Raw genomic sequence first — 26,063 nt, 5'->3', positions numbered from 1 at the left:
CACGCAAAAACGCCGCGCTGCTTGATCAGGCAGCGCGGCGTTTTACGTGGTGCGAATCGTGTTGCCTTACTTCGCGTCGCGCTCGATGATCCACTCGTGCGCGGGATCGTTGTGGAAGTGCCACTCGCGCGTGGGGCCCGCCATCACGTTCAGGTAATACGAGTCGTAGCCGTACGGCACGACCACCGGATGATAGCCGCGCGGCACCATCACGACGTCGTGGTCCTCCACGGCCATGGTCTCGTCGAGGTCGCGCAGGTCGGTATAGACACGCTGGAAGGCGAAGCCTTGCTGCGGATTGAGCCGGTGGTAATAGGTCTCTTCCAGCGCGCTTTCGTGCGGCAGGCGGTCGGCATCGTGCTTGTGCGGCGGATAGCTCGACGAATGACCCGAAGGCGTGCGCACTTCCACCACGAGCAACGATTCCGCCGGCTCGGTCTGCGCAAGAATATCGCAGACGTAGCGCGTATTCGCGCCTTTGCCGCGCGTGGAGCGCTTCATTTGCGCGGGCTCGATGAGCCGCACGGGCAGTGTGCCGAGCGCTGGCGCGCTCGCCACGCCCAACTCGGCTTCGCGCGTGGCGCGCACCACCGCCTTCACACCGGGCGGCACGTAGAGCGCATAGGGCGCGGCGTCTTCGAATACACTGTCACGCGAGCCGAGGCCCGAATGACGCTTGCCGTCTGCCTCGATGTCCACGGCGCCCGAGAGCACGACGATGCAGCTCTCGCGGTCCGTTTCGTGTACGTAGACGATATCGTCGGCGTCCATGCGGTACGCGGCGAAGCCGACATAGCGCCAGCCCGCCGTGGCGGGCGTGACGCGCGCGATCGTCTGGCCTTCGCGCGCGGCCTTGACTAGCAGGCTCATGCTGCCTCCTTGCTGGTGTTGCTTGATACGCTCTCCGAATCGACGAGCGAGCGCAGCGTGCGATAGCCCTTCTGCGCGTACGCGTACGACGGCGCGATCACGGGGTCCTGCTCGGCTTCCACCACTAGCCAGCCGCGGTAGCCGTGCCGCTTCAGACGCGCGATGATCGCCGGAAAATCGACGGCGCCGTCGCCGGGCACCGTGAACGCGCCCGCGAGCACCGCGTCGAGGAAACTCCAGTTGCGGTTGCGCGCGAGCTTCACCACGGCGGGGCGCACGTCCTTGCAGTGCACATGGCATACGCGTGCGATGTGCTTGTCGAGCTCCACTACGGGGTCGCCGCCCGCGAACGTGATATGGCCCGCGTCGAACAGCAGGCCCACAGCTTCGCTGGTGCGCGCCATGAGCTTGTCGATGTCGGCGGGCGTTTCCACATAGGCGCCCATGTGATGGTGATAGGCGAGCCGCACGCCACGCGAGAGCGCATGACGCGCGAAGGCATCCACGCGCGCGGCGTATTCGTCCCACTGCTGCTCGCTGAAAAAGCGCGGCCGCTGATAGAGCGGGCGCGGCGCGCCCTGGATCGAGTCAGCCACTTCGCCGTAGACCATCACCGTAGCGCCGTTCTGCGCGAGCAGGTCGAGATGCTTGTCGACGGCCGCGATCTCTTCAGCCACGCTGCGCCGCGCGAGCATGCCCGAGTACCAGCCGGACACGAGCGAGAGGTCGTATTGCGCGAGCAATGCCTTGAGCGCTTGCGGCTCGCGCGGAAACTTGTTGCCGAGCTCGAAGCCTTCGTAGCCGATCTCGCGCCCCTCGGTGAGCGCCTGGGAGAGCGGTATTTCGCCGCCGAGCGAGGGCAGGTCGTCGTTCATCCACGATAGCGGATTGATGCCGATGCGTACTTCAAATGCGCTCATGTGCGTTCCTCGTTCTCTGCAAACGTGAGTCTCGTCATGCCTGGGTTGGATCGGCTGCGCTACCGCTTTCCTTGGCGCTTTCATTTTCACTGCCGGACGCTGGCTTCGTCGCGGGCGGCGCGTCGCCACCGCGCTCGCGCTGGCCGCGTTGGGCGAGATGCGCGTCGTAGCGCTGGCGCGCCTCGCGCACGGTGGCGCGCGTCGAAACCTCGGGCACGGCGACTTCCCACCACCATCCGCCGTCCTCGGTCGTGCGCGCGGGATCGGTGTCGATGCTGATGAGGTAGGTGCGCGACGCGGCGCGCGCGCGTTGCAGCGCGGTTTCGAGTTCCGCGACGTTGGCGACGTGCTCGGCCTGCGCGCCCAGCGAGCGCGCGTGCGAGGCGAAGTCGATGCGCGGCGCGCCAAGCGGCCCTTGCGCGCAGTCCTCGAAGAGGTTGTTGAACGGTGCACTGCCGCAGGCCTGCTGGAGCCGGTTGATGCAGCCGTAGCCGCGGTTGTCGAGCACGACGATGATGAGCTTCGCGCCGAGCATCACCGAGGTGGCGATTTCGCTGTTCATCATCAGGTAGCTGCCATCGCCCACCATGACGATGACTTCGCGCTCGGGCCGCGCGAGCTTCGCGCCGAGCCCGCCCGCGATCTCATAGCCCATGCACGAGTAGCCGTATTCGACGTGGTAGGCGCCCGGCTGGCCGGCACGCCAGAGCTTGTGCAACTCGGCGGGCAGCGTGCCGGCCGCGCACACGACGATATCTTCGGTGTACGAACGGCTCGACGAGCGCTGCACGGCGCCGATCACGTCGGCGTCGTAGGGCAGGCTGTGGCGTTCCTGTGGCGCGTGCGTGAGCGCTTCGACGCTCGCGCGCCATTCGTCGGCGAGGCGTCGTGCATGCGCGCTCCAGTTCGCGTCGGCACGCCAGTTGATCAGCTCGTCGCTCAGCGCCGCGAGTGCGAGCTTCGCGTCGGCTTCCACGGCAAGCCCGTTGTGCTTGAGCGCATCGAAGCCGTTTGTATTCACGCCGATCACGTGCGCGTGCGCGAACAGCGAATTCGAGCCGGTCGTGAAGTCCTGCAGACGGGTGCCCACCGCAACAATGCAGTCGGCGTCGCGTGCGAGTGCGTTCGCGGCGGGCGAGCCCGTCACGCCGATCGCGCCCACATTGAGCGGATCGTCCCAGGCGAGCGCGCCTTTGCCGGCCTGGGTTTCCGCCACCGGAATGCCGCGCGCCGCGGCGAGTGCCTGCAATTGAGGCGCGGCGCGCGAGTAGAGCACGCCGCCGCCCGCGACGATGAGCGGACGCTTCGCGCGATGCAGTTGCGCGAGCGCCGCGTCGATCTCGCTCTGCACGGGTGCGGGGGCGTGAAAGCTCACGAGGCGCGGTGTGAAGAAACTCGCGGGATAGTCCCACGCCATGGCCTGCACGTCCTGCGGCAGCGCGAGCGTGACCGGGCCGCACAGCGCGGCGTCGGTGAGCACGCGCAGCGCGCGCGGCAACGCGGTGAGCAATTGCGCGGGATGCACGATTCGGTCGAAGTAGCGCGATACGGGCTTGAGCGCATCGTTGGCGGAAAGGCCGCCATCATGGGGATCTTCGATCTGCTGCAGCACCGGGTCGGGTTCGCGCGAGACGAAGATGTCGCCGGGCAGGAGCAAGAGTGGCAGCCGGTTCACGTGCGCGAGCGCGGCGGCCGTCACGAGGTTGGTGGCGCCGGGGCCGATCGAGGTGGTCACGGCCATCATGCGGCGGCGGAAATGCGCCTTCGCGTAGGCGATCGCGCTGTGCGCCATCGCTTGCTCGTTGTGCGCGCGCAGCGTGGGCAGTTCGTGGCGATAGTGATAGAGCGCCTCGCCGAGGCCCGCCACGTTGCCGTGCCCGAAGATGGCGAACACGCCGCCGAAGAGCGGCTCGGTGCGGCCCGAGCCGTCTTCGCAGGCCACACGCTGGGCGGCGAGAAAGCGCACCAGTGCCTGCGCCGCGGTGAGGCGCACCGTGGCGGCGGCCGAACCCGGCACGGCGTTCGGTTGTCCCTCGTGCGAAGCACCGGAAATAGGAGCGATGCGCTGATTCATGCTGCTTTCTCCTCGCGCGTGGCATGGGCATCGTGATCTGGCTGGCCTGGCGCCTGGCCGCGCGCGGCGCGCCATGCCGCGATCAGCGTCTCGAAGGCGCGGCGCACGCGCGCGATCAATTCCTGGTCGTCGATTTCACCTGCGAGCCAGGCGAAGCTCGGCTCGTAGAAGATGGTGCGGCCCACCGTGAAGCCGCGGCACGTCTGCGAAGCCGCTGCCGCGCGAAAACCGCTGGTCAACTGCTCGATGGGCGCGGAGAGGCCGAGCAGCACGACGCCGCGGCAATGCGGGTCGCGCTCGGCGATCAGCGCGTCTATGTCGCGCCACTGCGCCGCGTCCATCGGCTCGAGCTTCCACCACTCGGGGTAGAGGCCGATATTGTAGAGCCGCTTGAGCGCGCGATAGACCGTGTCGGGTGCGTTCGGCCGGCCGCCGAGCTTCGGCGGAATCACTTCGAGCAGCAGTTCGTGGCCGCTCGCCTGCACGGCGTCGTAGAGCGCGCGCAGTTGCGCTTCCTGTTCGAGGCGCTGCTCCATCGGCTCGTCGGGATGGAACTGCACGAGACACTTGACCGTGTGCCCGATGGGCCAGGCTGCGAGCGTCGTGCCGATCGAGCGGCCATGGTCGAACACGAGCGGCACCGAGCCCGGCAGCTCGACCGGGCGGCCGATCCACCAGTCGCGACCGGTCGCGGCGTTGAGCGCGTCCTGGCCATAGCGATCGTCGATCAGGACACCGATGCAGCCTTGCAGACCGAGCGCGCTTTCCGTCTGCGCCACGGCATCGACGAACAGGTTTTTCAGGTACGAGATGCGCGTCTCGCTGGCGCCAGTCTGCTGGGCGAGGTCGAAGAACTGGTTGCGATGGTCGAACGCGAAGCCCAGCACCTCGTCGTAGTGCTTGCGCGCAGGGGTCACGCGGTGCAGGCGGGCGAGCGTGGCGTCGCGATCGGGGCGGCGCATGCGCACGGGGTTCGCCGCGGCTTCGCGCAGGAAATAGTCGAGCTCCGCGGGCGTGGGCATCGCGGGCGCGCAGCCGTGGCGCGAGACCACGAGCGCGCCGCACGCATTGGCCGCGCGCGCGCAGTCTTCGAGCGGCGCATCGCGCAGCCAGCCCGACAGAAAGCCCGAGGCGAACGCATCGCCCGCGCCGAGCACGTTGAGCACTTCGACCTCCACGCCGCGTTGCAGCGGCACCTCGTCGAGCGAATCGGGCACCGCTCCCTCGACGATCTGGCAGCCGAGCGGCCCCCGCTTCACGAGCAGCGTGGCGGGCGTGACTTCGCGCACGCGCTTGAGCGCATCGACGAGCGTCTCTTGGCCGCCCGCGATGCGCAATTCCTCTTCGGTGCCGATCACGAGATCGAAGAGGGGCAGGATGCGCTGCAGATGCTCGCTCACGCCTGCGCTCGCGATAAAGCGCGTCTCGCCGTCGGCCTTGCCGGTCAGCCCCCAGAGCACCGGGCGATAGTCGATGTCGAGCACGGTGCGCACGTCGTTGCGGCGCGCGTAGTCGAGCGCCTGAAGACTTGCGCGGTTCACCTGCCCGGTCGAGAAGTGCGTGCCGGTGATGAGCAGCGCCTTGGACGAGGCAATGAACGCCTCGTCGAAGTCGCCCGCATCGACGGCCATGTCGGCGCAGTTCTCGCGATAGAAAATGAGCGGAAACGTGTCGCGGTCTTTCAGGCCGAGCAGCACGAGTGCGGTCAGCCGCTCGGGGTCGACGCGCACGTGGCTCGTGTCGCAGCCTTCTTTCGCGAGCGTTTCGGTGAGAAAGCGGCCCATGTGGTCGTCGCCGACGCGCGTGAGCATGGCCGAGCTCAGGCCGAGCCGCGCGCAGCCGAACGCGATGTTCGCCGACGAGCCGCCGAGATACTTGGCGAAGGTGGAGACGTCTTCGAGCCGCGCGCCGACTTGCTGAGCGTAGAGATCGACGCCGAGCCGGCCGAGGCAGACGATATCGCGGCTGCGTCCGGATGCGAAGCGTGAAGGGTTGGTGCGGGGGAGGGCCATGAGCATTCCTGTCGTATGCGGTCTCAGTTCGGTCTCAGTTCGGTCTCAATTCAGACTCGATCCGGAGTCGACGCGCGCGCCTCAAATGGTCGCGCCGTCGAGCTCGGCAATCATCTTCTGCATCTCCGCGCCGCCGGCCATCATGTCGAGCACCTCGTTCTTGCTGATGGTGTCCTTCGTGTACGTGCCGAGCGAGCGGCCGCGATTGAGCAGCGTGAACGAATCGCCAATCGGGTAGGCGTGGTGCACGTTGTGCGTGATGAAGATCACCGAGATGCCTTTTGCGCGGGCGCTATGGATCAACCTGAGCACGTTGAAGCTCTGCTTCACGCCGAGCGCGGCGGTCGGCTCGTCGAGAATCAGCACGCGCGCGCCGAAGTGGATCGCACGCGCGATCGCGAGGCACTGGCGCTCGCCGCCCGACATCGTGCCGATGGCCTGATGCGGGTCGCGCACGTTGATGCCCATTTCCGCGAGGCGCTCCTTGGCGATCTGGGCGCTCGAATCGAGATCCATGACATTGAGGAGGCCGAACAATTTCTTCTGCGGCTCGCGGCCCATGAAGAAGTTGCGCGCCACCGAGAGCAGCGGCACCAGCGCGAGATCCTGGTAGACGGTCGCGATGCCGAGGTCGAGCGCGTCTCTCGGCGATTCGAAGTGGACGGGCTTGCCGTCCACGAAATACTGGCCCGAGGTGGGCGCGTGCACGCCAGCCAGCGTCTTGATTAGCGTGGACTTGCCCGCGCCGTTGTCGCCGAGCAGGCAGTGCACTTCGCCGCGCTTCAAGCGCAGCGTGACGCCGTTGAGCGCGATCACCTTGCCGAAGTACTTGCTGACGTTTTCGAGAGCGAGGATCGTGTCGCCACTCGCGGTCTCGTGCACGGCGCTGTCTTGCACGGTGTCTTGTGCGCCGTTTTGCGCGCTGTTTTGCGATGGGGTCATGTCGGCCTCCGGCTTACGATTGCGCGACGCGGCGGCGCACATAGTGGTTAAAGAGCACGGCGATCAGCAGCATCATGCCGAGGAAGACGCGGAACCAGTCCGAATCGATGTTCGTATAGGTGATGCCGATCTGCACGACGCCGAAGATGAGCGCGCCGAACGCCGCGCCGATCACCGAGCCGTAGCCGCCTGTCAGCAGCGTGCCGCCGATCACCGCGGCGATGATCGCCTCGAATTCCTTTTGCAGGCCGCGGTCGGCGGCGGCCGAGCCGATGTCGCACACTTGCAGCACGGCAAACAGACACGAGCAGAACGCGGTCAGCATGAAGAGCGAGATCTTGACGCGCTTGACCGGCACACCCACATTCTTCGCGGCGTTGGCGTCGCCGCCCACGGCGAGGATCCAGTTGCCGTAGCGCGTCTTGGCGAGCGTGAACGCGCCGATGGCCACGAGCGCGAACCACCAGAGGATCACCTTCGGCACACCCGGCACGAGCGGCTGGCCGTTGTCGAGCATCTTGCCGATGCCGATGTGCGCGAGCGCCACGAAGTGGCCCTTGAACGCCGTGCCGTGAAAGAGCAGGTTGGTCACATAGTCGGCTTTCGCGACGTCGCCCACGCCCGAGACGATCGTGCGGTCGGCGAACATGATCGAGAGCGCGAGCGTGAGGCCGCGCAGGATGAACAGGAACGCGAGCGTGACGATAAACGAGGGCAGCCGCGTGCGCATCACGAGGTAGCCGTTCAAGGCGCCGAGCGCCGTGCAGCCCACGAACGCGAACAGGATGGACAGCGCGATGGGCCAGTGGAAGTACATGGTGGGGATGGCCACCATCATGCCGGCGAAGCCGATCATGGAGCCGATCGAAAGGTCGAACTCGCCCGCGATCATGAGCAGGCAAGCGCCAACGGAAAGGATGCCTAAGTAAGCGGCAACCTGCGACCAGTTCATTACGCCGTCGAGGTCGAACATGCCGGAGCCGCCCGCGCCGATTGCGAACACGGCGAACACGAGCACGGTGCCGGAAATCGCGGCAAATTCGGGGCGGCCGAGCAGATGCCCGAACCACGATTCGCGCCGCACGCGCTCGTCGGTGGCGCGAGGCCCCGCCGGCGACGGCTGGCCTTCGCGTGGATCTTGCGCGCCGTCCGTTGCATGCGAGGGGAAGTGTTTGCCGGCTACACCCATGATGTCTCCAGAATAACCAGTGCGCGTGTGCCGCAAGCGGCGTGTCGTGCCCGGTAGTTGATGCGCGGCGCGGTAGGCGTGAGGCGAGTCGGTGTCGCTCGAAGCGAGCCGTCGCCGCGCGTGGCTGACGAAAAGACGCTTTAACCCAGCGGGATCAGCGGTACTGACCCGCGTACTTCACAACCTTGTCGAGATTCTCCTTGGTGATGAAGCCCGGACCCGAGCGGATGTTCTTCGGGCCATAGGACGGTTGCAGACCGTAGGTCTCGAGGCGCTGCTTGAACTTGGGATTGGCTTCGAGGATCTGGCGGATCTTCGCCGGATCGGTCGTATGGTCTTTCTTCACGATCGCCAGCACGGCCACCGGGATATAGCCCTGCAGATACGGCTGCTGGTCGATGGCGAACTGGATCGTGCCCGCGCGGATCGCCTTGGCGATCTCGTCGGAGAAGTCGAAGGTGCAGAAGTAGATCTTGCCCGCGAGGCCCATCTGCTGAACCGCCTTGAGCGTGGCCGCGGCCGGCACCGGACCGAGCGTGAGGATCGCGCCGGTGTTCGGATGGTTGCGCAGATACGCGCTCACCTTCGACTGGATCTCGGTCGGGTCCTGGCCCGAGTCGATCGTCGAGCTCTTGTAGTCCACGCCCAGCGCGTCCGCGAAGCCGCGGCAGCGTTCGAACGAGACGGCGTTGGTCGCGAAGTGATTCACGCAGAGGAACGACTTCACGCCGGCGGCCTTGGCCTTTTCGCCGGCCGCGTGGCCCGCCACGTACTCGGGCTGGCCCACATGCATGATCGCGCCGAGCTGCGCGCTCTGCTCCTCGGTGCCGGAATTGATCGTGACAAGCGGGATCTTCTTTTCCGTGACCTTGCCGATGGAGTTCTTCAGCACGTCGTAGTCGGCGATGGTGACGATGACGCCGTCGTAGTTGCGCGCGGCGGCTTGCTCGATCAGGCGCGCCATGTCGGCGATGTCGCCGTTGGGCGGATTGCGGTAGTCGGTCTCGACGTTGAAGTCCTCGTCCGCTTGCTTGATGGCGTTCTTGATGGTGTTCCACCACGAGTCCGAATCCGGCGCGTGGCTGATCAACACGAAGTGCGCGTCGGCGGCCTGCGCCGTCTGCGCGCCCAGCACGCTCAAGCCGCTCAGTCCCGCTGCCAGCGCGAGCGCCGCGGCCAACCTTCGGAGCATGGTCTTGCCCTTGCGTTGCGTCATAGTCTCCACCTTTCTCGGTCTGTCGTTCGTTCTTGGGGCGAGCGCGGCGCGCGTTCTGGCCAGCGCATGACAGCCTGCTTTGCACCTTCGCTCATCGACAAGAGTAGGCGATCGCCTGGCCAGTTGCAACAAAAATTTCATTGCAAATAAAAATGGAAAATCTGTTCCAATCGTGTGCGGCGCTACCTATAATCGGTTCCGTCGACACGTCGTGCAGGGCAGGCCCAGCAAGGGTTTGCGGCACTGCGGCAAGCATCAGGGAAAAACCATCATGGCGGATGAAACAAGCGACGCTGTAGCAGGCGTAGACGAATTGATGCAGCGCATCGCACACGAGTACGAGGCGCTGCCACGGCAGTTAAAGAACGTCGCGACCTATATCGAGCAGAACCGCGCGAGCGTGATGATGGCTCGCACGAGCGACATCGCCGCGAGTTGCGGGGTGCACCCGTCGGCGGTGGTGCGCTTCGCGCAGCGCTTCGGCTTTTCGGGTTTCTCCGATCTGCAGGCCGTGTTCCGCCAGGCCTACGCGGGACAGGGCGCGTCGGCCACCAGCTATCAGCAGCGCATTCGCCAGCTGATCGAGGCGAAGGACGGCAACGCGAGCCCGGATCTCGGCGGCGCGGTGGCGCGCGAGTTCATCGGCGCGTGCCGCAGCGGCCTGGATGAGCTCGAGGCCGGGCTCGACGACGCGCAGTTCGACGCAGCGGTGAAGATGCTCGAGCACGCGGACAACATCTATGTGATCGGCGTACGGCGCTCGTTTGCGGTGGCGAGCTATATCGTCTATGCGCTGCAGCACACGAGAAAGCGCGTGCATCTGGTCTCGGGTCTCGGCGGCATGTACCACGAGCAGATCCGCAGCGTGAAGAAGGGCGACGTGGTGATCGCCATCAGCTTCGCACCGTATGGCAAGGAGACACAGTACTGCCTGCGTGTCGCGCAGCAGCACCAGGCGAAGACGCTCGTCATCACCGACAGCCAGCTCTCGCCGCTCGCGCGTCACGCCGACGCGCAGCTCTATGTGAAGGAGGGGAGCGCCTTCGCGTTCCGCTCGCTGACCAGCACGTTTTGCCTGTGCCAGGCGCTGTTCGTGGCGCTTGCCTACCGGCTCGAACTCAACGTGGAAGAATCGACCGACCCTGGAGGATACGATGACTGAAGCAAGGACGCTGAACGTGGCGGTATTCGGCGCGGGCCGTATCGGCCGCATTCATGCGGCGAACCTCGCGCGCCAGAGCGGCGTGCGTCTGAAGTATGTGATCGACGTGAACCGCGAGGCCGCTGCCGCGCTCGCGGCGCAGCACGGCGCGCAGGTGGCCGACGTGGACGGCGCGTTCGGTGATGCTTCGATCGATGCGACGGTGATCTGCTCCTCCACCGATACGCATTCCGAACTGATATTGAAATCGGCGGCGGCGGGCAAGCATATCTTCTGCGAGAAGCCGGTCGATCTCGCCATCGGGCGTGCGCGCGAGTGCGCCGAGGCCGTGGCGCGCGCGGGCGTGGTGGCCATGATCGGCTTTCAGCGCCGCTACGATCCCACTTTTGCCGCGCTCAAGGCGCGCCTCGACGCGGGCGAGATCGGCACGCCCGAGATGCTGATCGTGACGAGCCGCGATCCGGGCGCGCCGCCGGTCGAGTACATCAAGCACTCGGGCGGCATCTTCAAGGACATGCTGATCCACGACTTCGACATCTTCCGCTGGATTCTCGACGACGAAGCCGACACCGTGCACGCCACGGGCAGCTGCCTTTCCGACCCGGCCATTGCCGATGCGGGCGACATCGACTCGACCGCCGTCACGATCCGCACGAAGCGCGGCCGCCTTTGCCAGATCAATACGGCGCGGCGCGCGGCCTATGGCTACGACCAGCGCTTCGAGATTCTCGGCAGCGACGGCATGCTGCAGGCGGGCAACATGAAGCCCACGGAAGTGGTGGCGTGGACGAAACATGCGGTGGCGCAGGACGTGCCCGAGGCGTTCTTTCTTGAGCGCTATCGGGCGGCGTACGCGCGCGAGATGGCGCATTTTTACGAGGCTGTGACGCAGGGCACGCCGGTGCGCACGAGCGTGGCCGACGGCCTCAAGGCGCTCGAGCTTGCGGAAGCGGCCGCGCTCTCGTGGCGCGAAGGCCGCGTGGTGAAGTTAGGAGCGTGATCCGGCCTCGCAGGTGAAGATCGTGGTGGCGATGCGCGCGAAGCGGCGCTTGCCAAATAAGCAGGATGCCGAAGTAAGATCAGAGGAGGCAGACAATGCAGGCGAATGAACGTGCCCAGCCGTTGCGCGTGGGCGTGGCGGGGCTTGGGCGGCTTGGCCGGCGGCATGCGGGCAATCTCGCGTATCGCGTGCCGGGCGCGACGCTGGCGGCGGCATGCAGCCCGCTGGAAGACGACCTCGCCTGGGCGCGCGATGCGCTGCCCGAGGCGCGGCTTTACCGCGACTACGCTGAATTGCTCGTCGACACGTCGGTGGACGCGGTATGGCTCGTGACGCCTTCGGCGCTGCACGCGCAGCAAATCGTCGATGCATTGCGCGCGGGCAAGCACGTGTTCTGCGAGAAGCCGCTCTCGCTCGATGTGGCCGAATGCGAGCGCGTGGTGGAAGAGGCGCGCCGCTTTCCGGACCGACAGGTGACGATCGGCTTCATGCGCCGTTTCGACCCGAGCTATCACGACGCGTTTGAGCAGGTGCGCGCGGGTGCGATCGGCCGGCCGTTTCTCGTGCGTTCGCAAACCTGCGATCTCAACGACCCCGATGGCTTCTTCGTGCGCTTCGCGCCGGGCTCGGGCGGCATCTTTCTCGATTGCACGGTGCACGATATCGACGTCGCGCGCTGGCTCCTCGGCAAGCCGCGTGCCACGCGCGTCTTTGCGGCGGGCGCGGTCGCGCTGCACGAAGGCCTGCGCGAGTACGGCGACGTCGACAACGGCGTCGCGATCTGCGAATTCCAGGGTGGCAAGCTCGCGATGTTCTATGCGTCGCGCACCATGGCGCATGGCAACGATACGTCGAGCGAGGTCTTCGGCACGGCCGGCGCGCTCGCGATCGGCCATCTGCCGCGCGCGAACCGCGTGGAGATCTACGACGCGCACGGCGTGCGCAGCGTTTGCACGCCGACCTTCTTCGACCGCTTCGAGGAGGCCTTCCTCATCGAGGCTCAGGCGTTTGTCGCGGCGGTGCGGGCGCGCCATGGCGGCGAGGCCGGTGCGGTGGAGCACGCGCAGCAGGGCGCGACGCTGGAGGACGCGCTGGAGGCCACGCGAATCGGCTTCGCGCTGCGCGAATCGTTGCGCACGGGGCAGGCGGTGACGCTCTAAGGCGGGGGGCGTCGCCGGCGTGCAGCGAACGAACGAAGTGGGTGCAAGGCGGCCGCAAAGAGGGCGCAAGCGTGCTTGTATGCGGCTGCGGTAAAATCGCTGCTATCCGTGACGTACCCAGCGCCATCCGAGAGAGGCGGCGCGCCAACGAAGGATCCAACCCGATGCAAATTCAGGTTCACAAGGAAGTGGATGCGCGTGGGCTGAACTGCCCGCTGCCGATCCTGCGCGCCAAGAAGGCGCTCGCCGACATGGAAAGCGGCCAGATTCTCAAGGTTCTCGCGACCGATCCCGGCTCGCAACGCGATTTCGCCGCCTTCGCCAAGCAGACCGGCAACGAGATTGTCGAAAGCTCGCAGCAGGACAAGACTTTTGTGTTTCTGATGCGCCGCCGCTGAAGCGGCCCGCGCGGCACGCTTAAGCGCAACGCATAAAAAATGGCCCGCGATCGTGAGATTGCGGGCCATTTTCGTTGCCGGCGCCACGCACCGGCGTGCGGCCAGTTGCCCCCGCGAGAGGGCGCCTGGCCGGAGGGGCTTAGCCGCTCGCGCTTAGCCTTCCAGCTCCGGCTTGCGCGTGCGCAGATATTCCGTGAAGTCCTCGGCCACTTCCGGGTGGCGCAGCGCGAACTCCACGGTCGCCTTCAGGTAGCCGAGCTTGCTGCCGCAGTCGAAGCGCGTGCCGTGATACTTGTACGCGAGCACTTGTTCGTCGGCCAGCAGCGACTGGATCGCGTCGGTGAGCTGAAGCTCGCCGCCCGCGCCCGGCTTGATCGAGCGAAGGTGCTCGAAAATGCGCGGCTTGAGCACGTAGCGGCCCACCACGCCGAGGTTCGACGGCGCGACTTCGGGCGCAGGCTTCTCGACGATGCCCGAGAGCTTGACGATCGCGTCTTCCCATTCCTTGCCATCGACGATGCCGTACGAGCGCGTCTCCGAGGGCGGGATCTCTTCCACGCCGAGCACCGAGCTATGGTAGTGGTCGAACACGTCGACCATCTGCTTCATGACCGGCGGCGTGCCGTAGAGCAGGTCGTCGGCGAGGATCACGGCGAACGGGTTGTCGCCCACGAGCTTTTCCGCGCACAGCACGGCGTGACCGAGGCCCAGCGCTTCGGGCTGGCGCACATAGAAGCAGTCGACGTTGTTCGGCTTAATGCTGCGCACCAGCTCGAGCAGCTTGTCCTTGCCGCGCGCCTCGAGCTCGGCCTCGATCTCGTAGGATTTGTCGAAATGGTCTTCGATCGCGCGCTTGCTGCGGCCCGTCACGAAGATCATTTCGGTAATGCCAGCCGCGACGGCCTCCTCGACCGCGTACTGGATCAGCGGCTTGTCGACGACCGGCAGCATTTCCTTCGGGCTGGCCTTCGTGGCCGGAAGGAAGCGCGTGCCGAGGCCCGCCACCGGGAATACCGCTTTAGTAACTTTTAGCATGTCTATGGTCCTGGTCCTGATGGCCCTGGCGTTGCCGCCAGAGCACACCTTAGCCGATTCAGGCCGGCAGCCGCGCGAGTTGCGCGGTCAGCTTGCCCAGTGTTGCCTGGAATTCTGCCAGCCTCTTCTGCTCCTGCTCAACTACCGCCGGAGGGGCTTTTGCAACAAAACTGTCATTTCCCAGCTTGGCATTGCACTTCGTCACTTCGTTCGTCAGGCGTGCGATTTCCTTCGAGAGGCGCTCGCGCTCGGCTGCCACGTCGATCTCCACCTTCAGCACGAGCTTGTCGGTCCCAACGATAGCAACTGGCGCGCCCGCCGAGGCGGCGTCGAGCGTCGCTTCGTCGGCGATGATCTGGACCTCCGAGAGCTTGGCCAGCGCCTGCGCATAAGGCGCGAACGACGCGAGGCGTTCGGCGTTGCCCGTCACCAGCAGCGGCACCTTCGTGGCGGGCGAGAGGCTCATCTCGCCGCGCAGGTTGCGGCATGCATCGATCACGGCCTTCAGGTCGGCGGCCCATTGCTCGGCGGCCTCGTCAATCTTCTTCGGCTCGGCCAGCGGGTAGCCCTGCATCATGATCGATGCCTCGCCCTCGGCCGCGCCCTGGGGGTACGCGTCGGTGAGCGGCGCGACCTTCTGCCAGAGCGCTTCGGTGATGAACGGAATCACCGGGTGCGCGAGGCGCAGCACCGTCTCCAGCACGCGCAAGAGCGTGCGCCGCGTGGCGCGCTGCTGCTCGGGCGTGCCGTGCTGGATCTGAACCTTCGCGAGCTCCAGATACCAGTCACAGTATTCATCCCAGACGAACTTGTACAGGGCATTGGCCACATTGTCGAAGCGATAGTCGGCGAAGCCCTTCGCGACCTCGGCTTCCACGCGCTGCAACAGCGAGACGATCCAGCGGTCGGCCTGCGAGAAGTCGGTGTAGCCGCCCGGGCCGCAATCGCCGGGCTGGCATGCGCCCGGCTTCGAGAAGCCGCAATCGTGGCCTTCGCAGTTCATCAGCACGAAACGCGTGGCGTTCCAGAGCTTGTTGCAGAAGTTGCGGTAGCCCTCGCAGCGCGCGAGGTCGAAGTTCACGTTGCGCCCGAGCGTGGCCATCGAGGCCATCGTGAAGCGCAGCGCGTCGGTGCCGAAGGCGGGAATGCCGTCCGGGAACTCCTTGCGCGTCTTCTTCTCGATGCTCGCGGCCTGCTTGGGATTCATGAGGCCCGTCGTGCGCTTGGCAACGAGCGCCTCGAGCTCGATGCCGTCGACGATGTCGATCGGGTCGAGCGTATTGCCCTTGCTCTTGGACATCTTCTGGCCTTCGGCGTCGCGCACGAGGCCGTGCACGTAGACCGTGTCGAAGGGCACCTTGCCGGTGAAGTGCGTGGTCATCATGACCATGCGCGCCACCCAGAAGAAGATGATGTCGAAGCCCGTCACCAGCACCGAGGAGGGCAGGAAGGCCTTGAGCTCAGGCGTCTCGGCAGGCCAGCCGAGCGACGAGAACGGCACGAGCGCCGAGGAGAACCACGTGTCGAGCACGTCCTCGTCGCGCTTGAGTGCGCCCTTGTAGCCCTGGGCGTCGGCTTGCGCGCGCGCCTCTTCCTCGCTCTTCGCGACGAAGATCTCGCCGCTCTCGCCGTACCAGGCCGGGATCTGATGGCCCCACCAGAGCTGGCGCGAAATGCACCAGTCCTGAATGTTTTCGAGCCACTGGTTGTACGTGGTCGTCCAGTTTTCCGGCACGAGCTTGATCTGGCCGTTGCGCACCACTTCGAGCGCGACTTCGGTGATCGACTTGCCGGGGTTGAACGTGCCTTCCGGGGCCGGCTTGCTCATGGCCACGAACCACTGGTCGGTGAGCATCGGCTCGATCACGACGCCCGTGCGGTCGCCGCGCGGCACCATGAGCTTGTGCGGCTGCACCGATTCGAGCAGGCCCAGCGCCTCGAAGTCGGCCACCACTTGCTTGCGCGCCTCGAAACGGTCGAGGCCGCGGTACTTTTCAGGCGCGTTCTCGTTGATCTTCGCGTCGAGCGTGAGGATCTCGATCATCGGCAGGCCGTGGCGCTGGCCCACCTGGTAGTCGTTGAAGTCGTGCGCGGGCGTGACCTTCACGACGCCCGTGCCGAACTCGCGGTCCACGTATTCGTCGGCGATGATGGGGATCTCGCGCTCCGTGAGCGGCAGCTTCACCATCTTGCCAATCAGGTGCGCGTAGCGCTCGTCTTCCGGGTGGACCATCACGGCGGTGTCGCCGAGCATGGTTTCCGGGCGCGTGGTGGCGACCGTGAGGTGGCCCGAGCCGTCCGCGAGCGGGTAGCTCAGGTGCCAGAGATGGCCGCTTTCCTCTTCGCTCGCCACTTCGAGGTCCGAAACGGCGGTGAGCAGCACCGGATCCCAGTTCACGAGGCGCTTGCCGCGATAGATCAGGCCCTGTTCATAGAGGCGCACGAACACGTCGCGCACGGCGGCCGACATCTTGTCGTCCATCGTGAAGTATTCGCGCGACCAGTCGATCGAGGCGCCCAGACGGCGCACCTGGCCCGTGATGGTCGAGCCCGACTGCTGCTTCCATTCCCACACGCGCTCGACGAACTTCTCGCGGCCGAGGTCGTGGCGCGAGATCTTCTGCGCGTCGAGCTGGCGCTCGACCACGATCTGCGTGGCGATGCCCGCGTGGTCCGTGCCCGGCACCCACAGGGTGTTCTCGCCGAGCATGCGGTGGTAGCGCGTCAAGCCGTCCATGATCGTCTGGTTGAACGCGTGCCCCATGTGCAACGTGCCGGTGACGTTGGGCGGCGGCAACTGGATCGAGAAGTTGGCGCGGCCGGGCGTGAAGGTCGCGGCGGCGTAGCCGCGGCGCTCCCATTCGGGGCCCCAGTGGGCTTCGATCGTCTGCGGCTCGAAGCTTTTCGCTAGCGTGCTGTCGCTCATGGGTGGAATCTGCCGAAAAAAGATGCTGAAAACCTTCGATTATAAGGGGAAGCGCCGTCAGGCCGGGGCGCCCGCCCGTCTATGGCCGGCATGGCCTTTATAATGACGGTCTACCTCGAAGCCCGCCGCGCCTGTGGCCCTGCTGTGCCCATGTTTGCGGCCTTCTTTGCGCCCCTCATCTCATGCCCGAACTGCTCGCCAACCTGAACCCCGAACAACACGCCGCCGTCACGTTGCCGAACGAACCGGCGCTCATTCTGGCCGGGGCCGGCAGCGGCAAGACGCGCGTGCTGATCACGCGCATTGCGTGGCTGATCCAGCAGGGCCTCGCCTCGCCGATGACGATCCTCGCCGTGACCTTCACGAACAAGGCCGCGCGCGAAATGATGAGCCGCCTTCAGGCGATGCTGCCCATCGACACGCGCGGCATGTGGATCGGCACGTTCCACGGCCTGTGCAACCGCATGCTGCGCGCGCATTACCGCGACGCCGGCCTGCCGCAGACCTTCCAGATCCTCGACACGGCCGACCAGCTCTCGGCCATCAAGCGTCTGATGAAGGGCCTGAACATCGACGACGAGAAGTACCCGCCGAAGAACCTGCAGTACTTCATCAACAACGCGAAGGAGCAGGGCCTGCGGCCGAAGGACGTCGATGTCACGGACAACTTCAACCGCAAGTTCGTCGAGCTCTACGAAGCCTACGACCAGCAATGCCAGCGCGAAGGCGTGGTCGACTTCGCCGAGCTGCTGCTGCGCTGCTACGAGCTGCTCGCGTACAACCCGCCGCTGCGCGCGCATTATCAGGCGCGCTTTCGCGACATCCTCGTCGACGAGTTCCAGGACACCAACAAGCTCCAGTACGCGTGGCTCAAGCTGCTCGCGGGTGCGGGCAACGCGATCTTCGCCGTGGGCGACGACGACCAGTCGATCTATGCGTTCCGCGGCGCGAACGTGGGCAACATGCGCGACTTCGAGAACGAATTCCGCGTGAAGCACATGATCAAGCTCGAGCAGAACTACCGCTCGCACGGGCATATTCTCGATGCCGCGAACTATCTGATTGCGCATAACTCGCGTCGCCTCGGCAAGAACCTGCGCACCGATGCGGGCCACGGCGAGCCGGTGCGCGTCTACGAGGCGGCCACGGACTCGCAGGAAGCGGGCTGGATCGTCGAGGAAGTGCGCGCGCTCATCAATCAGGGCCTCGCGCGCAACGAGATCGCGATTCTCTACCGCAGCAACGCGCAGTCGCGCACGATCGAGCACACGCTCGTGAACGCGGGCGTGCCGTACAAGGTGTATGGCGGCCTGCGCTTCTTCGAGCGCCAGGAAGTGAAGCACGCGCTCGCGTATCTGCGCCTGATCGACAATCCGAACGACGACACCGCGTTCGCGCGCGTCGTGAACTTCCCGACACGCGGCATCGGCGCGCGCTCGATCGAGCAGCTCGCGGATGCGGCGCGCCTCTACAACTGCTCGATGGCGGCGGCGATTCCGTACGTCACGGGCAAGGCGGGCACGAGCCTCGGTTCGTTTGCGAATCTGGTCGCGAAGATGCGCGCCGAAACCGCGCAGATGAGCCTGCCTGAAACCGTCGAATATACGGTGCGCATGAGCGGTCTGGCCGAGTTCTATCAGAACGAGCGCGAGGGCCAGGACCGCCTGGAGAACTTGCAGGAACTCGTGACCGCGGCCACCGCGTTCGTGAGCGAGGAAGGCTACGGCATGGACACGCCCGCGCGCTCGATTCCGCTGCGTCCGGGCGCGAGCAAGGCGCCGGAGATCGTTTCGCAGGACGGGGAGATCGAAGTGCTGGACGCGCCCGCGATCACGGATCCCGCGCAGAACCCCGACGTCATGACGCCGCTCGCCGGTTTCCTCTCGCACGCGTCGCTCGAGGCGGGCGACAACCAGGCGCAGGCCGGTCAGGACGCCGTGCAACTGATGACCGTGCACGCCGCGAAGGGCCTCGAATTCACGGCGGTGTTCATCACCGGCCTCGAAGAGGGGCTGTTCCCGCACGAGAACAGCGCGATGGAGGCCGATGGCCTCGAAGAAGAGCGGCGCCTGATGTACGTGGCGATCACGCGCGCGAAGGAGCGGCTCTATATCTCGTTTGCGCAAAGCCGTTTGCTGCACGGCCAGACGCGCTACAACGTGCGCTCGCGCTTCTTCGACGAGCTGCCGCAGGAATCGCTCAAGTGGCTCACGCCCAAAGTCGAAGCGGGCTCGCGCTGGGGCGGCCGTTCCGACAACGCCGCCTGGGGCCGCGACTGGTTCTCGCGTCCGGGCGGTGGCGAGGGCAACGGTGGCGGTGGCCGCCGCGAGCGCGATGCCTATATCGCGGACAAGAGCCCGGCGCCCGCGTTCGCCAACGAGCAGCGCGCGGCCGAGGCGGGCTTCCGCGTGGGCCAGGCCGTGTTCCACACGAAGTTCGGCGAAGGCACGGTCACGGCGCTCGAAGGCAGCGGCACCGACGCCAAGGCGCAGGTGCGCTTCAAGCGCCACGGCGAGAAGTGGCTCGCGCTGGCGGTGGCGAAGCTGCAGGCGGTGGACTGAAGGCCGTAACGCCCCCACGAATCGACGCAACGCGTTGATGGACCTCATCGACGCAACTTGTGAACGCAGCACCGCAACGTAATCCCTCGACGCAACTCGGCAAGCCATCGAAGCCATGAACTCATCGTCCCTTCAGTCCGGCGCCGCCGGCCAAACCGCGGCGCGCCCGCTTGGCGTGCTCGCCGCGCTTCCCCAGGAACTCGGCGACCTGATCGCCGCGATGCAGGCCGAATCGGGCGTGACGACGCGCACGCTCGGGCGGCGCGACTATCACATCGGCACGGTGCACGGCGTGCCCTGCGTGGTGACGCTCGCGCGCGTCGGCAAGGTGGCCGCGGCGGCCACGGTCAGCGCGCTGATCCACGTATTCGACGTGGAAGCGGTGGTGTTCACGGGCGTCGCGGGCGGTGTGGGACCGGACGTGCATGTCGGCGACGTGGTGGTCGGCGAGACGCTGCTCCAGCACGACATGAACGCCGAGCCGCTGTTCCCGCGCCACGAGATCCCGCTGCTCGCGCGCTCGCGCTTCGACGCCGACCGTGCGCTGGCCGCCGCGCTGGCCGCCGCGTGCGAACGCTTCATCGAGGAAGAGGGCACGGCGCTGGCCGAGCGCTTCAGCGCCGCGTTGCCGCGCTTCGAAACCGCGCTGCCGCGCGTGCATCGCGGGCTCGTGATCAGTGGCGACCAGTTCGTGGCGAGCGCCGCGGCCGTGGGCGACTTGCGCGCGGCCTTGCCCGACGCGCTCGCGGTGGAGATGGAAGGCGCCGCGATTGCCCAGGTCTGCTACGAGTACGACGTGCCGTGCGCCGTCGTGCGCACCATCTCCGATACCGCCGACGAGCACGCGAGCACTTCGTTCTCGTCGTTCCTCACCGAGATTGCCGGGACGTATTCGACGGGCATTCTGCGGCGTTTTCTTGCGTCCTGGACGCCGGCGCAGCGTTGAGCGGCGCCAGTCCGGCCTGCCCGCGGTCGAGCGGCGGGTAATAGGCAATCAAGCAGGCAGCCAAGCAGGCAGTCAAGCGGCAAGCAACCCGCGGGCACGGGTTAACAATGACTGTGAAATTATTTACATCTAAAGTAATCTGGCGCGAGCCGTTCGACCGCAAAGCCGTTCAACCACCCTTGACCGACCGCGCCCGAAAGCCCGTGCCTGCGCCTTAAGACACCTGGCGTCTGGACATGCCAGGGCGGGAAGGCGCCGTGCCTGCCCATGTCCGATGCCCGCTCCATCCCCGCGCGCACGACGCGCGCCGTCCTGTTCATCTGCGGCTTGTCCGTGCTCTTTGAAGGCTACGACGTCGGCAGCCTCGGCGCGGTGCTGCCCGCGCTCGCCGCCGACCGCCACTGGAGCCTCACGCCGATGGAGCTCGGCGCGCTCGGCAGCTACGCGCTCGCGGGCATGTTCTTCGGTGGCCTGGCGATCGGCACGCTCGGCGACCTGCTCGGGCGGCGGCGCATGCTGCTGGGCTGCGTGGCGCTGTTCTCGCTTACGATGGCCGGCGCCGCGCTCGCGCCCACGCCGTTCTGGTTCGGCCTGTGCCGCTTCCTCGGCGGCCTTGGACTCGGCGGCGTGATTCCGGTGGCCGCCGCGCTCACCATCGAGTATTCGCCGCCGGCGCGGCGCAGCTTCAACTACGGGATGATGTACTCGGGCTACTCGCTCGGCATCCTGTGCGCGGCGCTCGTGGCGATGGCGCTCTTGCCCGCATGGGGCTGGCGCGGCGTGATGGCGGTGGGCGCGCTGCCGTTCCTCGCGCTGGTGCCGATGGCGCGCGCCTTGCCCGAGTCGCTCGAATATCTGGCCGCGCGCGGGCGCGTCGACGAGGCGAGGGCGCTCGCCGCCCGGCTCGGCGTGACGGGCGAACTCACCGTAGCTCAGGGCTCCGGGTCCCACCAACGGGCCAGCCTGCGCGACGTCGTGACGGCGATCTTCGCGCGGCGGCGCCTGCGCGCGACGGCCTGCTTCTGGATCGCGCTGTTCTGCGGCATGTTGCTGGTCTACGGCCTGAACACCTGGCTGCCGATGATCATGCGCAAGCAAGGTTACGCCCTCGGCTCGAGCCTCGCCTTCCTGTTCGTGTTCAGCCTGACTTCCGCGTGCGGCGGCGTGCTGCTCGGCAAGCTCGCCGACCGCTTCGGCGTGCGCGCAACGGTCGTGCTGGCCTATGCCATCGGTGCGCTCGCGATCGCCGCGCTGATGACGCGCAACGCGCTCTTCGTGAGCTATGCGCTCGTGGCGCTCGCGGGCATCGGCAGCATCTCTGCTTCGCTGATCCTCACCGGGCATCTGACGCACTTCTACCCGGCGCATGCGCGCGGCGCGGCCACGGGCTGGGCGCTGTCCTTCGCGCGTTTCGGGGCGATGTGCGGGCCGCTCATGGGCGGCTATATCGCGAGCGTCGGCGCGGACTGGTCGTGGAATTTCGTGGCCTTTGCGGTGACGGGGCTCGTGGCGGCGCTGGCGGTCGCGGCATTGCCCTCGCGTGCGCGCGTCGAGGCGGACATTGAGGCGGGCGAGGGCGGCGGGGCGGCCCAGGCCCAGGACCAGGACCAGGACCAGGACCAGGACCAGGACCAGGACCAGGACCAGGACCAGGACTACGCCCGGGCGCGCGACGCCACCGATCGCGGCGCCCAGCTTTCCTGAAGGCGGTGGGCTCGCGCCGCCGATCGCAGCGCTGCGCCCTGATCCGATAGACGTCGCCGCGTCACGCCTTGCCGGCCAGCGCCACCGCTTCGCGGATCTGCTGCAGCGCCGCCGCGTCCTCGATGGTCGGCAGCTCGCCCGGATCGCGCCCTTCGGCGAGCGCCGCGATCGCGCGGCGCAGCAGCTTGCCCGAGCGCGTCTTCGGCAGCATCGAGACGAAGTGCACGCGCGCGGGCCGCCCGATCGCGCCTAGCTGGCGATCCACGGTCGCGGCGATCGCGGCGGCGAGCTTGTCCGCCGCGGCGGGGTCCGCTGCCGCGGCTGCGTCGCGCAGCACCACGAACGCGAGCGCGGCCTGCCCCTTCACCGCGTCGTTCACGCCTACGACGGCCACTTCAGCGACCGCCGCGTGCGACGAGATCGCCTCTTCGATTTCTCGCGTGCCGAGCCGGTGGCCCGCCACGTTGATGACGTCGTCGGTGCGGCCGAGGATCGTCACGTAGCCGTTCTCGTCCTGCACGCCCCAGTCGAAGGTCGAATACACCTGGTGGCCCGGCACGCTCTCCCAGTACGTCTTCACGAAACGCGCGTCGTCGCCCCAGACCGTCTGCATGCAGCCCGGCGGCAGCGGCCAGGAGAGCGTGATCACGCCTTTCTCGCCTTGCGCGCATGGCTCGCCCGTGTGCTCGTTGCGCAGCACGAGATCGTAGCCGTAGCACGGCACGCCAGGCGAGCCGACCTTCTGCGGCAGCGCTTCCACCCCGCGCTGGATCGCGAGCATCGGCCAGCCGGTCTCGGTCTGCCAGTAGTTGTCGACCACGGGCTTGCCGAGCGCGTCCGCGATCCAGACGGCCGTGGGCTCGTCGAGCGGCTCGCCCGCGAGAAAGAGCGTGCGCAGGCTCGAAAGGTCGGCGGCGCGCAGCAGCGCCGGGTCCTGCTTCTTGAGCACGCGGATCGCAGTGGGCGCGGTGAACATGAGATTGATGCGGTGCTGCTCGACGAGGCGCCACCAGATGCCTGCGTCGGGCCGCACGGGCGTGCCTTCGTACATCACCGTGGTCATGCCCGCGATGAGCGGCGCGTAGATGATGTAGCTGTGGCCCACGACCCAGCCGATATCCGACGCCGTGAACATGGTGTCGCCGGCGCGGCCCTCGAAGATGTAGTCCATCGAGGCGGCGAGCGCGACGGCGTAGCCGCCCACGTCGCGCTGCACGCCTTTGGGCTTGCCGGTCGTGCCCGAGGTGTAGAGGACGTACGAGGGCTCGTTCGATTCGAGCCATTCGCAGGGCACTTGCGCGTCGTAATGCTGCTCGCGCAACGGTTTGTAGTCGACCAGATATGGCGCGTTCAGGCGCTCGGGCGCGAGCTGGCGGTCGATCAGCAGCACGCGCGGCGGCGCATGTTCGGCGCGCGCCATGGCCTCGTCGACGAGCGGCGTGTAGTCGATCACCTTGCCGCCGCGCGCGCCGGCGTCGGCGCTCACGATTAGCGCGGGCCTGGCGTCGTCGATGCGGGCGGCGAGGCTGGGCGCCGCGAACCCGCCGAACACGACCGAATGAATCGCGCCCAGGCGCGCGCAGGCGAGCACCGCGAACACGGCCTCGGGAATCATCGGCAGATAGATCAGCACCCGATCGCCACGCTTCACGCCGAGCGAGCGCATCACAGCGGCCATGCGGTTCACTTCGGCGTGCAGATCGGCATAGGTGTAGCGCCGCTCGATGCCGGTTTCGGTCGACACGTAGACGAGCGCGTTTTGCTGGGCGCGGGTGGCGAGATGCCGGTCGACGGCGTTGAAGCACAGGTTCGTGCGCCCGCCCGCGAACCAGCGCGCGAAGGGCGGATTCGAGCGGTCGAGCACCTCGGTGAACGGCGTCTCCCAATGGATGCGCGTGGCTTCGCGTCTCCAGAAGTCTTCGGGTCGATCGATCGACTCGCGGTGGAACTCGCGGTAACGGCGCATGACGTCCATCCTCCCGTGCGGTGTCGCGGGCGCTGCGCGTTGGGCAGGGCCTGCGTGGCGGCCGGATCCGGCTCTGAAGGGTCGAGGATAGTGCAGCGCAACGGGCGCGGGCAACGCGGGTTCACCACTATGCGCCGGCGCGCCCGCGGGGCAGGCGCATCGGGCGCATCGGGCGCATCAACCGCGCGGGACGTCCGTGTGCGAGCCGGAGCGCACCGGCGCTTCGTGCTCGGCATCGGGCTGCGCGAGCGGACGCGGTTGCGCATGCCAGCGCCGCAGCCAGCGGCATGCGATTGCGACCGCGGGGTCGAGCTGCGCGCTCACCGCGGGGCCGAGACCCGTGCCGTAATCGTCGCGCGCGAGCGGCTGCACGCCGATCAGCACCAGCTCGCGCGGATAGTGGCCTTTGAGCTGCGCGCAGGCGAGCGCGTCGGCGAGATCCATCTGATGCAGACTCACGGGGCGCGTATGCAGATGCTTTGCGGCATCGTCGCCTTCGCGCACGCACAGCGTGCCGGGCTCGCGTCCAAAGTCGGCCGAGTTGAAGACGATCATGCGTTGCGCCGATTCCACGAGCGGCAGGAGCGCGAGCCCCTGCATGCCGCCCGCCACGAGCTCCACATGCGACGCACACTGCCAGCCGGCTTTGAGCCGCTCGATTGCGCGCATGCCGAAGCCAGCGTCGCCCCATTGCACGTTGCCAATTCCCAGTACGACGATGCGCGGCGGCACGGGTGTGCGCGCGGCGGCATGAGTCGGCACTGCATGGGAGCGCGCGAAGATAAACGGGACATGTTCGTAGAGAAAGCTCACGCGAATGACTTTGTGAAGGAGACAAAACTCAGAATACTCTTAGGTGTTGCGCATTTTTGTGTTGAGGTGTGTCAATGTAGTAGGAATTTGTCCTGGCGCAGGGATAAGCTTTGCAGGTTCAAGAGATTCGCTGTCGGGCAATGCCTGGTATAGGGTTAAAAGTCTCAAGCGATGTTTAGACGCGCCAATGAGAAAGAGCGCCACCTGGGCGCTCTTTCTCAGTCACGTTTGCCTTTGAGCCAGTCGTCGGCGCAGCGGTCTGTAGTCCCGCCAAACGGCCGGCCTTATGGACCTTGTGGGCCTCATGCGCCCGGCTTCACGACCACGGTGCAGGTCGTGCCCGCCGAGAGGATCATGCCGTCCGGCACCTTGTCGATGTGAATGCGCACCGGCACGCGTTGCGCGAGCCGCACCCAGTTGAAGGTGGGGTTCACGTCGGCGAGCAGTTCGCGGCTTTGCGGATTGTCGCGGTCGTAGATGCCGCGCGAGATGCTTTCCACATGGCCTTCGAGCGTGCCGCCGCTCATCAGCTTGATGTCGGCCTTGTTGCCCACCTTCACGCGCGGCAGCTTGGTCTCCTCGAAGTAGCCGTAGACCCAGAACGAGTGGCTGTCCACCACCGCGAGCTTGGCCTGGCCCGCCGTCGCGTAGTCGCCCTGGAAAACCTGCAGGTTGGTGATGTAGCCGTCCACCGGCGAGATCACGCGGGTGCGCTCGAGGTTGAGCTTCGCGGCGTCGAGCGCGGCTTGCGCCTGCTCGTACTGCGCCTGTGCCGAATTCGCGGTGTGCGAGGCGTTTTCGCGGCTTTCCTGCGAAACGACCTGGCTGTCCAGGTCGGCGCGGCGGCGCGCGTCGTCCTGGCGCATGGTCAGCTCGGCCTTGCGCGCGGCCACGGCCGCTTGCGCCTGCTCCACGGCGATCTGGTAGTGCGACGGGTCGATCTGCATCAGCAGGTCGCCCTTGTGCACGAACTGGTTGTCATGCACGGGCAGCTCGACCACGGCGCCCGAGACATCGGGCGCGATGTTCACCACTTCGGCGCGCACGCGGCCGTCGCGGGTCCACGGCTCGTCCATGTAGTGCACCCACAGGACGCGACCGACCAGAATGGCGACGACGAAGATGATGGCCGTCGCGATAAAGCCAATGATGTTTCGGATAGTCATGAT

19 protein-coding genes are annotated in these 26,063 nt (G+C 66.7%); 7 read left to right on the top strand and 12 right to left on the bottom strand.

Annotation, left to right across the window (positions count from 1 at the left end):
* Nucleotides 1-66 precede the first annotated feature (66 nt).
* The 7 genes from iolB to EYW47_RS13825 all read right to left on the bottom strand — a co-directional run bounded on the left by iolB (nt 67) and on the right by EYW47_RS13825 (nt 9,223).
* Nucleotides 67-870, bottom strand: a complete 804-nt coding sequence (gene iolB, locus EYW47_RS13855; RefSeq protein WP_133195387.1) for a 5-deoxy-glucuronate isomerase — start codon at nt 868-870, stop codon at nt 67-69.
* Entirely contained in the window at nt 867-1,790 is a 924-nt protein-coding gene (iolE, locus tag EYW47_RS13850) for a myo-inosose-2 dehydratase (RefSeq protein ID WP_133195386.1), read from the bottom strand. The genes iolB and iolE overlap by 4 nt, the downstream gene beginning before the upstream one ends.
* Nucleotides 1,791-1,824: 34 nt before the next feature.
* Nucleotides 1,825-3,864 (bottom strand): 3D-(3,5/4)-trihydroxycyclohexane-1,2-dione acylhydrolase (decyclizing), encoded by a 2,040-nt coding sequence (iolD, locus tag EYW47_RS13845; RefSeq protein ID WP_133195385.1) that lies wholly within the window; start codon nt 3,862-3,864, stop codon nt 1,825-1,827.
* The gene (locus tag EYW47_RS13840) at nt 3,861-5,876 is read right to left on the bottom strand and encodes a bifunctional 5-dehydro-2-deoxygluconokinase/5-dehydro-2-deoxyphosphogluconate aldolase (RefSeq protein WP_240763675.1); all 2,016 of its coding nucleotides are present in this window, start codon (nt 5,874-5,876) and stop codon (nt 3,861-3,863) included. The genes iolD and EYW47_RS13840 overlap by 4 nt, the downstream gene beginning before the upstream one ends.
* Before the next feature lie 81 nt (nt 5,877-5,957).
* Nucleotides 5,958-6,818: an ATP-binding cassette domain-containing protein gene (locus EYW47_RS13835; RefSeq protein ID WP_377784910.1), complete on the bottom strand. Its 861-nt coding sequence runs from the start codon at nt 6,816-6,818 to the stop codon at nt 5,958-5,960.
* 13 nt (nt 6,819-6,831) lie between these two features.
* Nucleotides 6,832-8,007 carry an ABC transporter permease gene (locus EYW47_RS13830; protein ID WP_133195383.1) on the bottom strand — a complete coding sequence of 392 codons (1,176 nt, stop codon included), beginning with the start codon at nt 8,005-8,007 and terminating at the stop codon, nt 6,832-6,834.
* Between the two features lie 154 nt (nt 8,008-8,161).
* Nucleotides 8,162-9,223 carry a sugar ABC transporter substrate-binding protein gene (locus tag EYW47_RS13825; protein ID WP_133195382.1) on the bottom strand — a complete coding sequence of 354 codons (1,062 nt, stop codon included), beginning with the start codon at nt 9,221-9,223 and terminating at the stop codon, nt 8,162-8,164.
* A 271-nt stretch (nt 9,224-9,494) separates the two neighbouring features.
* Here EYW47_RS13825 and EYW47_RS13820 point away from each other — a divergent pair, with 271 nt between their 5' ends.
* The 4 genes from EYW47_RS13820 to EYW47_RS13805 all read left to right on the top strand — a co-directional run bounded on the left by EYW47_RS13820 (nt 9,495) and on the right by EYW47_RS13805 (nt 12,943).
* Entirely contained in the window at nt 9,495-10,385 is an 891-nt protein-coding gene (locus EYW47_RS13820; RefSeq protein WP_133195381.1) for a MurR/RpiR family transcriptional regulator, read from the top strand.
* Complete coding sequence (gene iolG / locus EYW47_RS13815; protein WP_133195380.1) at nt 10,378-11,385, top strand: inositol 2-dehydrogenase; 1,008 nt, start codon at nt 10,378-10,380, stop codon at nt 11,383-11,385. Before EYW47_RS13820 ends, iolG begins: the two co-directional genes overlap by 8 nt.
* A 95-nt stretch (nt 11,386-11,480) precedes the next feature.
* Nucleotides 11,481-12,545, top strand: a complete 1,065-nt coding sequence (locus EYW47_RS13810; protein ID WP_133195379.1) for a Gfo/Idh/MocA family oxidoreductase — start codon at nt 11,481-11,483, stop codon at nt 12,543-12,545.
* A 170-nt stretch (nt 12,546-12,715) separates the two neighbouring features.
* On the top strand, nt 12,716-12,943 hold the full coding sequence (locus EYW47_RS13805; protein ID WP_028208042.1) for a sulfurtransferase TusA family protein: 228 nt from the start codon (nt 12,716-12,718) through the stop codon (nt 12,941-12,943).
* A 153-nt stretch (nt 12,944-13,096) separates the two neighbouring features.
* Here the strand turns inward: EYW47_RS13805 and galU are convergent, their stop codons facing one another.
* A complete protein-coding gene (gene galU, locus EYW47_RS13800; protein WP_133195378.1) occupies nt 13,097-13,978 on the bottom strand; it encodes a UTP--glucose-1-phosphate uridylyltransferase GalU in 882 nt (293 codons plus the stop codon).
* 58 nt (nt 13,979-14,036) lie between these two features.
* On the bottom strand, nt 14,037-16,904 hold the full coding sequence (locus EYW47_RS13795) for a valine--tRNA ligase (RefSeq protein ID WP_133195377.1): 2,868 nt from the start codon (nt 16,902-16,904) through the stop codon (nt 14,037-14,039).
* 182 nt (nt 16,905-17,086) lie between these two features.
* On the opposite strand from EYW47_RS13795, the gene EYW47_RS13790 reads away from it, so the two are divergent.
* The 3 genes from EYW47_RS13790 (at nt 17,087) to EYW47_RS13780 (ending at nt 22,115) form a co-directional block, all read left to right on the top strand.
* Nucleotides 17,087-19,465, top strand: a complete 2,379-nt coding sequence (locus EYW47_RS13790; RefSeq protein WP_133195376.1) for a UvrD-helicase domain-containing protein — start codon at nt 17,087-17,089, stop codon at nt 19,463-19,465.
* Nucleotides 19,466-19,580: 115 nt separating this feature from the next.
* Complete coding sequence (locus tag EYW47_RS13785) at nt 19,581-20,411, top strand: 5'-methylthioadenosine/adenosylhomocysteine nucleosidase (RefSeq protein ID WP_133195375.1); 831 nt, start codon at nt 19,581-19,583, stop codon at nt 20,409-20,411.
* A 267-nt stretch (nt 20,412-20,678) separates the two neighbouring features.
* Complete coding sequence (locus EYW47_RS13780) at nt 20,679-22,115, top strand: MFS transporter (protein ID WP_205710069.1); 1,437 nt, start codon at nt 20,679-20,681, stop codon at nt 22,113-22,115.
* Between the two features lie 61 nt (nt 22,116-22,176).
* Here the strand turns inward: EYW47_RS13780 and EYW47_RS13775 are convergent, their stop codons facing one another.
* The 3 genes from EYW47_RS13775 to EYW47_RS13765 form a co-directional block, all read right to left on the bottom strand.
* Nucleotides 22,177-24,081 carry a propionate--CoA ligase gene (locus EYW47_RS13775; RefSeq protein ID WP_133195374.1) on the bottom strand — a complete coding sequence of 635 codons (1,905 nt, stop codon included), beginning with the start codon at nt 24,079-24,081 and terminating at the stop codon, nt 22,177-22,179.
* A gap of 177 nt (nt 24,082-24,258) precedes the next feature.
* Nucleotides 24,259-24,894, bottom strand: coding sequence for a HyaD/HybD family hydrogenase maturation endopeptidase (locus EYW47_RS13770; protein ID WP_240763674.1), 636 nt, complete (start codon nt 24,892-24,894; stop codon nt 24,259-24,261).
* A gap of 302 nt (nt 24,895-25,196) precedes the next feature.
* Complete coding sequence (locus tag EYW47_RS13765; protein WP_133195373.1) at nt 25,197-26,060, bottom strand: efflux RND transporter periplasmic adaptor subunit; 864 nt, start codon at nt 26,058-26,060, stop codon at nt 25,197-25,199.
* Between the last annotated feature and the right edge of the window lie 3 nt (nt 26,061-26,063).

It is taken from the genome of Paraburkholderia silviterrae (assembly GCF_004353915.1).
GTDB classification, from domain to species: domain Bacteria; phylum Pseudomonadota; class Gammaproteobacteria; order Burkholderiales; family Burkholderiaceae; genus Paraburkholderia; species Paraburkholderia silviterrae.
The sequence above is the reverse complement of the archived record's forward strand: the minus strand, read 5'-3'. Positions and strand labels throughout refer to the sequence as shown.